This window comes from Burkholderia sp. BCC1988 (assembly GCF_905339895.1).
In the GTDB taxonomy this organism is placed as follows: Bacteria; Pseudomonadota; Gammaproteobacteria; order Burkholderiales; family Burkholderiaceae; genus Burkholderia.
This window is the reverse complement of sequence record NZ_CAJPHA010000013.1, coordinates 86,835-100,593: the sequence shown is the minus strand read 5'-3', so window position 1 is coordinate 100,593 and position 13,759 is coordinate 86,835. Positions and strand designations below refer to the sequence as shown.

The 13,759-nt window shown below is 69.5% G+C and carries 10 protein-coding genes; 8 read left to right on the top strand and 2 right to left on the bottom strand.

The genetic code is table 11. From position 1 onward, the window contains the following. Window positions 1-111 precede the first annotated feature (111 nt). The 5 genes from U4012_RS19750 (at window position 112) to U4012_RS19730 (ending at window position 3,916) form a co-directional block, all read left to right on the top strand. On the top strand, window positions 112-1,680 hold the full coding sequence (locus U4012_RS19750) for a protein adenylyltransferase SelO (protein WP_321800888.1): 1,569 nt from the start codon (window positions 112-114) through the stop codon (window positions 1,678-1,680). 38 nt (window positions 1,681-1,718) lie between these two features. After that, window positions 1,719-2,150 (top strand): peptide-methionine (R)-S-oxide reductase MsrB, encoded by a 432-nt coding sequence (msrB, locus tag U4012_RS19745; RefSeq protein ID WP_059529717.1) that lies wholly within the window; start codon window positions 1,719-1,721, stop codon window positions 2,148-2,150. Between the two features lie 124 nt (window positions 2,151-2,274). After that, window positions 2,275-2,805: a septation protein A gene (locus U4012_RS19740; protein WP_006753406.1), complete on the top strand. Its 531-nt coding sequence runs from the start codon at window positions 2,275-2,277 to the stop codon at window positions 2,803-2,805. Window position 2,806: 1 nt separating this feature from the next. Beyond that, window positions 2,807-3,115 (top strand): BolA family protein, encoded by a 309-nt coding sequence (locus tag U4012_RS19735; RefSeq protein WP_044843665.1) that lies wholly within the window; start codon window positions 2,807-2,809, stop codon window positions 3,113-3,115. Between the two features lie 18 nt (window positions 3,116-3,133). Then, window positions 3,134-3,916, top strand: a complete 783-nt coding sequence (locus U4012_RS19730) for a peptidylprolyl isomerase (protein WP_044843666.1) — start codon at window positions 3,134-3,136, stop codon at window positions 3,914-3,916. 228 nt (window positions 3,917-4,144) lie between these two features. On the opposite strand, the gene U4012_RS19725 is transcribed toward U4012_RS19730, so the two are convergent. Further along, entirely contained in the window at window positions 4,145-4,687 is a 543-nt protein-coding gene (locus U4012_RS19725; RefSeq protein WP_044843780.1) for a GNAT family N-acetyltransferase, read from the bottom strand. After that, a complete protein-coding gene (purL, locus tag U4012_RS19720) occupies window positions 4,687-8,751 on the bottom strand; it encodes a phosphoribosylformylglycinamidine synthase (RefSeq protein ID WP_321800880.1) in 4,065 nt (1,354 codons plus the stop codon). The genes U4012_RS19725 and purL overlap by 1 nt, the downstream gene beginning before the upstream one ends. 342 nt (window positions 8,752-9,093) lie before the next feature. On the opposite strand from purL, the gene U4012_RS19715 reads away from it, so the two are divergent. The 3 genes from U4012_RS19715 to pgi all read left to right on the top strand — a co-directional run bounded on the left by U4012_RS19715 (window position 9,094) and on the right by pgi (window position 13,725). Next, window positions 9,094-10,395, top strand: a complete 1,302-nt coding sequence (locus tag U4012_RS19715) for an FAD-dependent oxidoreductase (protein WP_044843669.1) — start codon at window positions 9,094-9,096, stop codon at window positions 10,393-10,395. Window positions 10,396-10,445: 50 nt separating this feature from the next. Then, window positions 10,446-11,990: an NAD(P)H-hydrate dehydratase gene (locus U4012_RS19710; RefSeq protein WP_321800877.1), complete on the top strand. Its 1,545-nt coding sequence runs from the start codon at window positions 10,446-10,448 to the stop codon at window positions 11,988-11,990. Window positions 11,991-12,102: 112 nt separating this feature from the next. Next, on the top strand, window positions 12,103-13,725 hold the full coding sequence (pgi, locus tag U4012_RS19705) for a glucose-6-phosphate isomerase (protein WP_321800875.1): 1,623 nt from the start codon (window positions 12,103-12,105) through the stop codon (window positions 13,723-13,725). Window positions 13,726-13,759 lie beyond the last annotated feature (34 nt).

Genomic DNA, 13,759 nt, shown 5'->3' with positions numbered 1-13,759 from the left:
CCAGCCTGCAACCCGTCCACGGCCCGGACCGGCCTGGCGCAAGGCGCGCGGGCCGCCATGCGGGCGGCGCGGCGCCGCCTTACAATATCGGCTTACCCAGAGGCGCTCAACATGTCGTTTTCCCGAAGCGCAGCCGCTACGGCTGACACTCTCCCCGACCTCGCCGCCACGCTCGGCGCGCCGGCCGTCGGCGCGTTCGTCGCACTCGGCGACGCGTTTCATACGCGGCTGCCGGCAGCACCGCTGCCCGCGCCGTACGTCGTCGGCTTTTCCGACGAAGTCGCGCGCCTGCTCGGCCTGCCGGCGTCGCTCGCCGCCCAACCCGGATTCGCCGAGCTGTTCGCCGGCAACCCGACGCGCGACTGGCCCGCGAGCGCGATGCCGTACGCGTCGGTGTATTCCGGCCACCAGTTCGGCGTGTGGGCCGGCCAGCTCGGCGACGGCCGCGCGCTGACGATCGGCGAACTCGCCGGCACCGACGGCCGGCGCTACGAACTGCAGATCAAGGGCGGCGGCCGCACGCCGTATTCGCGGATGGGCGACGGCCGCGCGGTGCTGCGTTCGTCGATCCGCGAATTCCTGTGTTCGGAAGCGATGCATCACCTCGGCATTCCGACCACCCGCGCGCTCACGGTGATCGGCTCCGACCAGCCGGTGGTGCGCGAGGAGATCGAGACGTCGGCCGTCGTCACGCGCGTGTCGGAGAGCTTCGTGCGCTTCGGCCACTTCGAGCACTTCTTCTCGAACGATCGCCCGGACCTGCTGCGCCAGCTCGCCGATCACGTGATCGAGCGCTTCTATCCCGCATGCCGTGACGCCGACGATCCGTACCTCGCGCTGCTCGAAGCCGCGACGCTGCGCACGGCCGACCTCATCGCGCAGTGGCAGGCGGTCGGCTTCTGTCACGGCGTGATGAACACCGACAACATGTCGATCCTCGGCGTGACGATCGACTACGGCCCGTTCGGCTTCGTCGACGCGTTCGACGCGAACCACATCTGCAACCACTCCGACACGAGCGGCCGCTACGCGTACCGGATGCAGCCGCGCATCGCGCACTGGAACTGCTACTGCCTCGCGCAGGCGCTGCTGCCGCTGATCGGGCTGCAGCACGGCATCGCCGACGACGATGCGCGCGCCGAGCGCGCGGTCGACGACGCGCAGGCCGTGCTCGCGAAGTTTCCGGAACGCTTCGGCCCGGCGCTCGAGCGCGCGATGCGCGCGAAGCTCGGCCTCGAGCTCGAACGCGAGAACGACGCCGAGCTCGCGAACAAGCTGCTCGAAACGATGCACGCGAGCCATGCGTACTTCACGCTGACGTTCCGCCGCCTCGCGCAGATCTCGAAGCACGACGCGAGCCGCGACGCGCCGGTGCGCGACCTGTTCATCGATCGCGACGCGTTCGACGCGTGGGCGAACCTCTACCGCGCGCGGCTGTCCGAGGAAACGCGCGACGACGCGGCCCGCGCGGCCGCGATGAATCGCGTGAACCCGAAATACGTGCTGCGCAACCATCTGGCCGAAGTCGCGATCCGGCGCGCGAAGGAAAAGGATTTTTCCGAAGTCGAACGACTCGCGCAGGTGCTGCGCCGCCCGTTCGACGAACAACCGGAACATGAAGCGTATGCGGCATTGCCGCCCGACTGGGCCGGGTCGCTCGAAGTGAGCTGCTCGTCGTGACCCGACCGACCCGACCGACCGATCAGGAGAACTCCCCCATGTCACACGATTCCGACGACAAGACCTTCCCGTACCAGAAGGACGACGCCGAACTGCGCCGCCGGCTCACGCCGATGCAGTACGAGGTCACGCAGCATGCGGCGACCGAGCGCGCGTTCACCGGCGAATACACCGACACCGAGGACGCCGGCATCTACAAGTGCGTCGTCTGCAGCACGCCGCTGTTCGAATCCGGCGCCAAGTTCCATTCGGGCTGCGGCTGGCCCAGCTACTTCAAGCCGCTCAACGGCGAGGTGATCGACGAGAAGATCGACCGCTCGCACGGAATGGTGCGCGTCGAGGTCCGCTGCAACCATTGCGGCGCGCATCTCGGCCACGTGTTCGAGGACGGCCCGCGCGACAAGACCGGTTTGCGGTACTGCATCAATTCGGCTGCGTTAAACTTCGAGTCCCGACCCGAAAACGAATGAGCGGCACCGGACGGATCGGTCGGACAGCCTTGCCGGCTGCCCCGATCCCGGACGGTGGCGCCCGGCGGGTCCCCACAACGGTGAAAGGCCGCGCGATGCGGCCTTTCACGCAGCTGCGAGCGCCATGAAATTCCTGTTCGATCTGTTTCCGATCATCCTGTTTTTCGCCGCCTTCAAGGTCTGGGGCATCTTCACCGCCACCGCCGTCGCGATCGTCGCGACGCTAGCCCAGGTCGCGTGGGTCGCCTTCCGGCACCGGAAGGTCGACACGATGCTGTGGGTCAGTCTCGGCGTAATCGTCGTGTTCGGCGGCGCTACCCTCGTCCTGCATGACGAGAAATTCATTCAATGGAAACCGACTGTGCTGTACTGGCTGTTTGCGATCGGGCTGCTCGCCGCGCGCTATGCGTTCGGCAACAACCTGATCGAGAAGATGATGGGCAAGCAGCTGACGCTGCCGCACCCTGTGTGGGACAAGCTGAACGTCGCGTGGGCGCTGTTCTTCGCGGTGCTCGGCGTCGCAAACCTGTACGTGGTGCACAACTACACCGAATCGCAGTGGGTGAACTTCAAGCTGTTCGGCACGACGGGCGCGATGGTCGTGTTCATCATCCTGCAGAGCCTGTGGCTCACGAAGTACCTGAAGGACGAATGACATGACCGACGCTTTCCTCAACGCCTCGCCCGACGAACGCATCGCGCTGATCGAAGCGCGCCTCACCGCCGCGCTCGCGCCGCTGTCGCTCGCGGTGCGCGACGACAGCGCGCAGCACGCGGGCCACGCCGGCGCCGCTGCCGGCGGCCACTTCACGGTCACGATCGTGTCGGCCGCCTTCGCGGGCAAGCCGCGCGTCGCGCGGCACCGGCTGGTGTATGATGCGCTCGCTGATGCGATGCAGCGCGGCATTCACGCGCTCGCGATCGTGGCTTACACGCCCGAAGAATTCAACGAATCTTCAATCTAGTCTCAACAGGAATTCCCGATGATCCTGAAATCCCCCCGCCTGTGGGTCGCGGCGGCTGCTTTTGCAGCGGCACCGGCATTCGCCCAGAACATCGCCGTCGTCAACGGCACGCCGATTCCGAAGTCGCGCGCCGATGCGATGGTCGCGCAGCTCGTCCAGCAAGGCCAGACCGACAGCCCGCAACTGCAGCAGGCCGTGCGCCAGGAACTCGTGAACCGCGAAATCCTGATGCAGGAAGCGATCCGCGAAGGCATCCCGAACCGCCCGGACGTGAAGGCGCAGGTCGCCGTCGCGCAGCAGACGGTCGTGCTGCGCTCGATGATCGAGAGCTTCCTGAAGAAGAACCAGCCGACCGACGCGGAAGTGAAGGCGCGTTATGACGACCTCGTGAAGGGTGCCGGCGGCAACCGCGAGTATCACCTGCACCACATCCTCGTCGACAGCGAGCAGCAGGCGAAGGACCTGATCGCGAAGATCAAGGGCGGCGCGAAGTTCGAGGACCTGGCGAAGCAATACTCGAAGGATCCGGGCTCGGGCAAGAACGGCGGCGACCTCGACTGGTCCGACCCGAAGGCGTACGTGCCGGAATTCGCGGCCGCGGCGCAGAAGCTGCAGAAAGGCCAGATGACCGACGCGCCGGTGAAGACGCAGTTCGGCTGGCACATCATCCGTGTCGACGACGTCCGCGACATCGCCCCGCCGCCGTTCGACCAGGTGAAGGCGCAGATCGCGCAGCAGCTCGTGCAGCAGAAGCTGCAGGCGTTCGAGGAAGGCCTGCGCCAGCAGGCGAAAATCCAGTAACGTCGGCGACGATCGCCCACGCGAAGGCCGCTCCCTGGAGCGGCCTTTTTCATGTGCGCTTGCGGTGCGCGCGCCGACCTGCTGCCCCCGCGCCGTGCTTGAGCGCCGCCGCAACGGCGCCACGACGAGCAGGACGGGTCACACCAAACAAAAAAGCCGCGTCGAAGCGGCTTTTCAGTTCATTCGGTCGAGTCCGGCGAGATCGCACACGGCCGGCGCACCGAACCGTTACACCGGATGGAACACGTCGTGATAGCGGACGTCGCCCGATGGCCGCGGCGCGGCGTCGTCGAATGCCAATGCGAGGAAATGCTCGGGCGGCGCATCCGCGAACACGAGATCGCCGGACGGCACGAAACCGAAACGCGCGTAGTACCCGGGATCACCGAGCACGACGCAGCCGCGCGCGCCGAGCCGGCGCAACGCGTCGAGCCCCGCACGCACGAGCCCCGCGCCGATGCTCTGGCGCCGGCATTCGGGCAGTACCGCGAGCGGCGCGAGCCCGTACCACTGCTGGCTGCCTGCCGGCTCGCCGCCGATCGAGACCGGCGAGAACGCGACATGGCCGATCACACGCTCGTCGCGCTCCGCGACGAGCGACACGCCGAGCGCGCCATCCGCGCGCAACGCGTCGACGATCCGCCGCTCGAACGCGCCGTGCTGCGGCGCGTCCGCGAACGCGGCCACGATCACGCGACCGATCGCCTCGACGTCGCTCGCGCGCTCATCGCGCAGCGTGACGATCTCGACCGGCGCGTGCGGATCGAACATCAGCCGATCCAGCGGCGTGCGTTGCGGAACACGCGCATCCACGGGCTCGCTTCGCCCCAGCCTTCCGGATGCCAGCTCATCGTGACCGTGCGGTGCACGCGCTCCATGTGCGGCATCAGCACCGAGAAGCGGCCGTCGGCCGTCGTGACCGACGTGATGCCGGCCGGCGACCCGTTCGGGTTGAACGGATAACGCTCGGTCGCTTCGCCGCGGTGGTCGACGTAGCGCATCGCGACCGCGACGCGGTCGATGTCGCCTTGCTGCGAGAAGTCCGCATAGCCTTCGCCGTGCGCGACCGCCACCGGAATCCGCGAGCCTTCCATCCCCGCGAAGAAGATCGACGGCGACTTCTCCACTTCGACGAACGAGAAGCGCGCCTCGAACTGCTCGGACTTGTTGCGCGTGAACTTCGGCCACGCTTCGGCGCCCGGGATCATCGATGCGAGGCTCGACAGCATCTGGCAGCCGTTGCAGATGCCGAGCGCGAACGTGTCGGGGCGCGCGAAGAAGGCCGAGAACATGTCGGCGAGATTCGCGTTGAAGCGGATCGTCTTCGCCCAGCCTTCGCCCGCACCCAGCACGTCGCCGTACGAGAAGCCGCCGCATGCCACCGCGCCCGCGAAATCGGCGAGCGTCGCGCGGCCGGCCAGCAGGTCGCTCATGTGCACGTCGTGCGCATCGAAGCCCGCGCGGTCGAACGCGTATGCCGTTTCGAGGTGCGAATTCACGCCCTGCTCGCGCAGGATCGCGACGCGCGGGCGCGCGCCCGTCGCGATGAACGGTGCTGCGATGTCGTCGGCCGGATCGAACGTGAGCACCGGCGAGATGCCCGGGTCCGCCGCATCGAGCAGCGCGTCGTATTCGGCGTCCGCGCAGGCGGGGTTGTCGCGCAGGCGCGCGATGCGCCAGCTCACTTCGCCCCATGCGCGATGGAGTTCCGCGCGCGGCGCGTCGAACACCTTCTTCGCGTCGCGGTACACCTCGATCACGTCGCGATCGTTGACCGTGCCGATCACGTGCGAGCACGCCGACAGGCCGAACTCGCGCAGCGCGCCGAGCACCGCGTCGCGATCGGCCGCGCGCACCTGCACGACGGCACCGAGTTCTTCCGAGAACAGCGCGCGCAGCGTGCGATCCTCGCGACGGCCGCTCGTCTGCTTCGCCCAGTCCTTCGCGTCGCCGTAGTCGGATTCGTGATTCGGGTCGAGCGTCAGCATGTCGACGTTCAGCGACACGCCCGCGTGACCCGCGAACGCCATTTCGCACACCGTCGCCCACAGGCCGCCGTCCGAGCGGTCGTGGTACGCGAGCAGCGTGCCTTGCGCGTTGAGCGACTGGATCGCGTTGAAGAAGCGCTTCAGATCTTCCGGATCGTCGACGTCCGGCGTCGTGTCACCGACCTGCTGCGTGACCTGCGCGAAGATGCTGCCGCCCATGCGGTTCTTGCCGCGGCCGAGATCGATCGCGATCAGCACGCTGTCGCCTGCGTCGGCGATGCGGCGCAGTTGCGGCGTCAGGTGACGGCGCACGTCTTCGACCGGCGCGAACGCGGAGATGATCAGCGACACCGGCGACACGACTTCCTTCGCGACGCCCTGCTCGTCCCACTTGGTCTTCATCGACAACGAGTCCTTGCCGACCGGGATGCCGATCCCGAGCGCCGGGCACAGCTCCATGCCGATCGCCTTGACCGTGTCGAACAGCGCGGCGTCCTCGCCGGCCGTGCCGCACGCGGCCATCCAGTTCGCCGACAGCTTCAGCTTGTCGAGCGACGCGATCGGCGCGCTCGCGATGTTCGTGATCGCCTCGCCGACCGCCATGCGGCCCGAGGCCGGCGCGTCGATCACCGCGAGCGGCGTGCGCTCGGCCATCGTCATCGCCTCGCCCTTGAAGCCCGCGTAGTCGAGCGCGGTCACCGCGCAGTCGGCCACCGGCACCTGCCACGGGCCGACCATCTGGTCGCGCACCGAGGTGCCGCCGACCGAACGGTCGCCGATCGTGATCAGGAACGACTTGCTGCCGACCGTCGGGTGCTTCAGCACGTCGACCGCGATTTCCGACAGCGCGACGCCCGTCACGTCGACCGGCGCGCGCTCGGTCGCGACACGCGTGACGTCGCGGTGCATGCGCGGCGGCTTGCCGAGCAGCACTTCCATCGGCATGTCGACCGGGTATTCCTCGACGCCCGTCGCTTCGTCGTCGACGAGCTTCAGCTGGCGTTCGTCGGTCGCGATACCGACCACCGCGAACGGGCAGCGCTCGCGTGCGCAGATCGCCTCGAAGCGCGGCAGGTCGGCCGGCGCGATCGCCAGCACGTAGCGCTCCTGCGCCTCGTTCGACCAGATTTCGCGCGGCGACAGGCCCGATTCCTCGAGCGCGACCTTGCGCAGTTCGAAGCGTGCGCCCTTGCCCGCGCCGTCGACGATCTCGGGGAACGCGTTCGACAGGCCGCCCGCGCCGACGTCGTGGATGCTCAGGATCGGGTTTTCCGCGCCGAGCTGCCAGCAGCCGTTGATCACTTCCTGCGCGCGCCGCTCGATTTCCGGGTTGCCGCGCTGCACCGAGTCGAAGTCGAGTTCGGCCGTGTTCGCGCCGGTCGCCATCGAGCTCGCCGCGCCGCCGCCCATGCCGATCCGCATGCCGGGGCCGCCGATCTGGATCAGCAGCGAGCCGGCCGGCACGTCGTGCTTGTGCGTGTGCTGATCCGCGATGTTGCCGAGGCCGCCCGCGATCATGATCGGCTTGTGATAGCCGTGCACCTTCCCGCCGACGTTCTGCTCGTACACGCGGAAATAGCCGCCGAGGTTCGGCCGGCCGAATTCGTTGTTGAACGCGGCGCCGCCGAGCGGGCCGTCGATCATGATCTGCAGCGGCGACGCGATGCGGTCCGGACGGCCATACGGGCCGTGCTGCTCGTTCGGGTTGCGCTCGGCGACCGGCTGCGCCGCGTCGCGTGCGTTCTCCCACGACTGGCGTGCGTCCGGCAGGTCGAGGTTCGACACCGTGAAGCCCGTGAGGCCGGCCTTCGGACGCGCACCGCGGCCCGTCGCGCCTTCGTCGCGGATCTCGCCGCCCGCGCCGGTCGCCGCGCCCGGGAACGGCGAGATCGCCGTCGGGTGGTTGTGCGTCTCGACCTTCATCAGCGTGTGCGTGAGCTCGGTGTGGCGCCCGTAGCGCTCGCCCGGCTCGCCGGCCGCGCCCGCGTTGCGCGGGAACCAGCGCTCGGCTTCGGCGCCGACCATGATCGACGAGTTGTCCGAATACGCGACGATCGTGCCTTGCGGGCTCAGCTTCTCGGTGTTGCGGATCATCGCGAACAGCGACATGTCCTGCGCTTCGCCGTCGATCGTCCAGTTCGCGTTGAAGATCTTGTGGCGGCAGTGCTCGCTGTTCGCCTGCGCGAACATCATCAGCTCGACGTCGGTCGGGTTGCGTTCGAGCTTGCGGAACGCGTCGACCAGGTAGTCGATCTCGTCGTCGGCGAGCGCGAGGCCCAGCTCGACGTTCGCGCGCTCGAGCGCGGCGCGGCCGACGCCCAGCACGTCGACGGTCGCGAGCGGCTTGGCCGGCAGCTCGTCGAACAGGTGCTTCGCGTCGTCGCGCGCGGCGACCACGCTTTCGGTCATCCGGTCATGCAGCGCGGCTGCCACCGCGGCGCGCGCGTCGTCGGACAGCGCCTTCTTGCCGCCGAGCAGGCCCGACTTCAGCGTGACCGTGAATTCGACGCCGCGCTCGATGCGGCGCACCTGCGTGAGGCCGCAGTGCTGCGCGATGTCGGTCGCCTTGCTCGCCCACGGCGAAACGGTGCCGAAGCGCGGCAGCACGACGAAGGTCTCGGTCGTACCCTTCTCGGCCGCCGGCTCGAACGGCGCGCCGTAGTGCATCAGCGCGTCGATGCGCGCGCTGTCGTCGGCCGACAGCGGCTCGGCCGCATTGACGAAGTGCAGGAACTGGCCGCGTACCGCGACGATGTTGGCGTCGATTTGCCTGAGCGTGTCGAGCAGACGGGTTTGACGGAAATCGGAGAGGGCCGAAGCGCCGGGAAAACACGAGAAGTGAGCCATGGGCTGGACTGACGTCGATGAGTCGCGCGAGGTGGCGACGTGGGGCGAAAGGAAGGCCGTAATTATACCCGGAAGTCGGTCATCCCAGACCGGCTGATCGGCACCCTGATCGGCACCCATCACGCACCGCGACGGTGCACCGGCATCCACGGCGCCCGGCCGGCCGCCGGGCCGGCGTGCGCGGCCGCGGTGGCCTGTGACCGCAAGACGGCGGAATCGGATGGGGTTGCGTGGCACCGGTTCGCGTGATTTTGGCGCTATCATTCCCGGTTCACCGGGCCGGGGGCCCGTCAGCGAATTCTCACCGGGCGGCGTGCGCGCCGCCCGTCATCGAAGCAATCCATGGATGTCATCGTCATCGGCGGCGGAATCAGCGGCGTCGCCACCGCCTACCAGCTGCGCGCGGCCGGCCATCGCGTGTGCGTGGTCGAACGCCACGCGACCGTCGCGCAGGGCGCGACCTACGGCGACGGCGGCACGCTGCTGCCGAGCCCGCTCGACGTCTGGTTCGGCCCGACCTTCATGCGCCAGCGCCAGCCGCGCGACACCGGCATCGTCTACAAGCCGGGCTTCAACGGCGGCGTGCGCCGCTTCGTCAAGCAGCTCGCCGCGCTGCGCGAACCCGATGCATTCACCGCGCAGTATGCACGGCTGCGCCCGCTGATCGACGCGTCGCGCGAGTCGCTCGCCGACATCGAGGCGCGCTTCCAGCTCGAATTCGAGCAGAAAGCCGGGATCCTGCACGTCGTGCGCGACCCGCGCGACTGGGAAGCGCTGCAGCCGGCGCTCGACCTGCTGCGCGCGCTCGACCAGCCGTACCGCGTGCTCACCGCCGACGAATGCGCGGCGCTCGAACCGTCGGTGCCGGCCGAGCCCGGCTTCGCCGGCGGCGTGCTGCTCGAGAGCGAGCGCACCGGAAACTGCCCGCTGTTCGCGAAACTGGTCAAGCAGACGCTCGACGAGCACGGCGTGCAGTTCCGCTTCGGCGCGGACGTCGCGGCGATCCGCGTCGACACCGGCCGCGCCGCGATCGAGCTCGCACCGGCCGGCGGCCGGCACGCGAAGAAGGCGCACGAGGTCGACGTGATGGCGGCCGACGCGATCGTGGTCGCTGCCGGCGCCGGCAGCCTGCCGCTGCTGGAGCGGCTCGGCTGGCGGCTGCCGCTGCACCCGGTCCGCGCGCATACGCTGACCGCGCCGGTCGCGTACGAAGAACATGCGCCGCACCTGAGCGTCGTCGATTCGATCAAGCGGATCTCGATCACGCGCACCCACCAGCGGCTGCGCATCGGCGGCGGCGCCGTGCTGCAAAGCCTCGCCGACACCGCGAAGCCGCTCCCCGAGCCGCTGTCCGAAGCCGCGCTCGCGCTGCTCGGCCAGGCCGTCCACGACTGGGTGCCGGGCGCCGCGAAGATTTCCGCCGCGCTGTCGTGGCAAGGCACGCAACTGCTGTCACCGGACGGCCTGCCGGTCGTCGGTCCGACCCCGCATCCGCGCGTGTTCGTCAATTTCGGTCACGGCCCGGCCGGTTGGGGCCTCGCGTGCGGGTCTGCTAAAGTGGTGACAGACTGTCTGGCCGGCGACACGCAGCAGTGGCCCGCCGACACGCTCGCCGCGCTGAGCGCCGCGCGCTTCACGACCTGACCGCCGCGGGCCCGTCCCGGGGCGCTTCCTCCCGCCGCCATGACCCCGCGATGACGAATACCCGCCCGCTTCCCGATTCCGTCCCGCTCGTGCTGCTGCGCGTCGCCGACCTGCGCGCGGCCGAGGCCGCCGCGACCGCCGAACTGCCGCCGCACACGCTGATGGGCCGCGCGGGCGCCGCCGCCGCGCGCTGGCTGTCCGAACGGGTCGCCGGCGACGACCGCCCGGTCTGGTTCGCGGTCGGCCCCGGCAACAACGGCGGCGACGCGCTGGTGGCCGCCGCGCAGCTGCAGCAGCTCGGTGTCGCGACGCAGGCCTGGATGCCCGTACCGGTCAAGCCGGACGATGCGCAATGGGCGCTCGGCCTCGCGCGCGCGGCCGGCGTGCCGCTGTCGACCGAACCGCCCGCCTCGCTCGACGATTACGCCTGGGTCGTCGACGGACTGTTCGGCATCGGCCTCGGTCGCGCGCTCGACGATCCGTTCGCCACCCAGGCCGCGCGCATCGCCGCGCATGCCCGAAGCGGCGGCCGCGTGCTCGCGCTCGACGTGCCGAGCGGACTGGACAGCGACACGGGCCGGATCGTCGGCGCGGGCGTCGCGGTCGCCGCGACCCACACGCTCACCTTCATCGGCGCGAAGCCGGGGCTTTATACCGGCGACGGCCGCGACCTCGCCGGCCAGATCGACATCGCGTCGCTCGACGTCGCCCCACCCGCCGCGCCGGCCATCGTGCTGAATGCACCGGCACGATTCGCCGCCGCATTGCCCGCCCGCGCGTTCGCGTCGCACAAGGGCACGTTCGGCAGCCTCGCGGTGCTCGGCGGCGACACGGGCATGTGCGGCGCGCCGATCCTCGCCGCGCGCGCCGCGCTGTTCGCGGGCGCCGGCAAGGTGCATGTCGGTTTTCTCGGCGCCGGCGCGCCGCCGTACGACCCGCCGTTTCCCGAACTGATGCTGCATCCCGCGGACGGCCTCGACCTCGACGCGATGTCCGCGATCGCAGCAGGCTGCGGCCTCGGCACGCGCGAGGCCGCAGCCACCCTCGTGCGCGACGTGCTCGCGCACGATGCCGTGACGCTGCTCGACGCCGACGCGCTGAACCTCGTCGCGACGCACGCCGACCTCGCGGCCGCCGTGGCCGCCCGCGGCACACGCGGCAATGCGTGCGTGCTGACACCGCATCCGCTCGAGGCAGCGCGGCTGCTCGGCAGCGACACGGCGTCGGTACAGCACGATCGACTGGCCGCGGCCCAGGCGCTCGCCACGCGCTACGCGAGCGTCGTTGTACTGAAGGGTTCGGGCACGGTGATCGGCGCGCCCGACGGCCGCCTGACGATCAACCCGACCGGCAATGCGGCGCTCGCCACCGGCGGCACCGGCGACGTGCTCGGCGGCCTGATCGGCGCGTTGCTCGCGCAGCGCGTCGCGCCGTACGAGGCCGCACTCGCGGGCGTCTACCTACACGGCCTCGCGGCCGATACGCTGACCGCGCACGGCACCGGGCCGGCCGGCCTCACCGCGGGCGAACTCGCGCCGATGGTGCGCACGCTGATCAATCGCCTTTTTTACCCGTCGCCGCGCGCCGACATGTAACGCCGCTATACTGAGTGCCCCCGCCGCACGGCGGGCCCGCTCGTCCGCCGGCCTTCCGATCCCGAGGCGCCGGCGCGGCATTCCTCCCGATTCACGCTTCACTCGAACCGCCATGACGCTGAATTCGCTCCCCGCCTGGACTGCCCTTCAATCCCACTTCGAACAAATCCGCCATGCACGGCTGCGCGACTGGTTCGCGCCGGAAAACGACCGCGCGCCGACCCGCGCCGAACGCTTCACGGTCCCGGGCGGCGGCCTTGCGGCCGACTTCTCGAAGAACCGCATCAACGACGACACGCTGCGCCTGCTCGTGCAACTGGCCCGCGAAGCGGGCGTCGAAGCGCGCCGCGACGCGATGTTCGCCGGCGAGATCGTCAACCCGACCGAAGGCCGCGCCGCATTGCACACCGCGCTGCGCGCGACGGACCCGCACGCGCCGTTCCATGCGCAGGTCAGCGCCGAGCGCGCGAAGTTGGCGACCTTCGCGCGCGCCGTGCGCAGCGGCGCGTGGACCGGCTATACCGGCAAGCGCATCCGCCACGTGATCAACATCGGCATCGGCGGCTCGGATCTCGGGCCGAAGATGGTCGTGCACGCGCTGCACCATGTCGCGACGCCCGACATCTCGACGCACTTCGTGTCGAACGTCGATGGCGCCGATCTCGCGCGCGTGCTCGAACAGGTCGACCCGGAAGAAACGCTCGCGATCATCGTGTCGAAGACCTTCACGACGCTCGAGACGATGACGAACGCACGCTCGCTGCGCGACTGGTTCGTCGCGCGCGGCTGCCCCGAGGACGCGCTCGCGAAGCACTTCGTCGGCGTGTCCGCGAACCCGGCCGAAGTCGTGAAGTTCGGCATCGCCGCGGACAACGTGTTCGAAATGTGGGACTGGGTCGGTGGCCGCTATTCGCTGTGGTCGGCGGTCGGCCTGTCGATCATGATCGCGGTCGGGCCCGAGCAGTTCGACGAACTGCTCGCCGGCGCGAACGACATGGATCGCCATTTCCGTGAAGCGCCGCTCGAGCGCAACCTGCCGGTGCTGCTCGGCCTGATCGGCATCTGGTATCGCAACTTCTTCGGCTCGCAGAGCTACCTCGTCGCGCCGTATTCGGAAGCGCTGCACTACCTGCCGTCGTATCTCCAGCAGCTCGAGATGGAAAGCAACGGCAAGTCCGCGCGTCTCGACGGCACGTTCGTCGATTACCCGACGTCGGCCGTCACGTGGGGCGAGCCGGGCACCAACGGCCAGCACGCGTTTTTCCAGATGCTGCACCAGGGCCCGACGATCGTGCCGATCGACTTCATCGCGGTGCTGACGCCCGAGCATCCGCTCGCGAGCCATCATCCGAAGCTGCTCGCGAACTGCTTCGCGCAAAGCGAAGCACTGATGCTCGGCCGCACGCTCGACGAAGCGCGCCAGGTCGCCGGCCCCGGCAAGGAAGCGCTCGCGCCGCACCTGACGTTCCCCGGCAACCGTCCGACGACGACGCTGCTGGTGGACGCGCTGACGCCGCGCACGCTCGGCGCGCTGATCGCGCTCTACGAGCACAAGGTGCTGGTGCAGGCGACGGTGTGGGACATCAATCCGTTCGACCAGTGGGGCGTGGAGCTCGGCAAGATTCTCGGCAAGGTCGTCGAAGCCGACCTGTCGGCCGACTCGGTCGATCCCGCGAAGCACGATTCGTCGACGACCGCGCTGATCGAGCGCGCGCGGGCAGCGCTCGAGCGCTGACGCGACGGCGTCGCACGCATGCCGGCCGCACCGG

Coding starts and splice junctions, on each gene's coding strand:
- U4012_RS19710 (WP_321800877.1), top strand. CDS start 10,446: ATGACGAATACCCGCCCGCTTCCCGATTCCGTCCCGCTCGTGCTGCTG.
- purL (WP_321800880.1), bottom strand. CDS start 8,751: ATGGCTCACTTCTCGTGTTTTCCCGGCGCTTCGGCCCTCTCCGATTTC.
- U4012_RS19750 (WP_321800888.1), top strand. CDS start 112: ATGTCGTTTTCCCGAAGCGCAGCCGCTACGGCTGACACTCTCCCCGAC.
- U4012_RS19740 (WP_006753406.1), top strand. CDS start 2,275: ATGAAATTCCTGTTCGATCTGTTTCCGATCATCCTGTTTTTCGCCGCC.
- U4012_RS19725 (WP_044843780.1), bottom strand. CDS start 4,687: ATGTTCGATCCGCACGCGCCGGTCGAGATCGTCACGCTGCGCGATGAG.
- U4012_RS19735 (WP_044843665.1), top strand. CDS start 2,807: ATGACCGACGCTTTCCTCAACGCCTCGCCCGACGAACGCATCGCGCTG.
- pgi (WP_321800875.1), top strand. CDS start 12,103: ATGACGCTGAATTCGCTCCCCGCCTGGACTGCCCTTCAATCCCACTTC.
- U4012_RS19715 (WP_044843669.1), top strand. CDS start 9,094: ATGGATGTCATCGTCATCGGCGGCGGAATCAGCGGCGTCGCCACCGCC.
- msrB (WP_059529717.1), top strand. CDS start 1,719: ATGTCACACGATTCCGACGACAAGACCTTCCCGTACCAGAAGGACGAC.
- U4012_RS19730 (WP_044843666.1), top strand. CDS start 3,134: ATGATCCTGAAATCCCCCCGCCTGTGGGTCGCGGCGGCTGCTTTTGCA.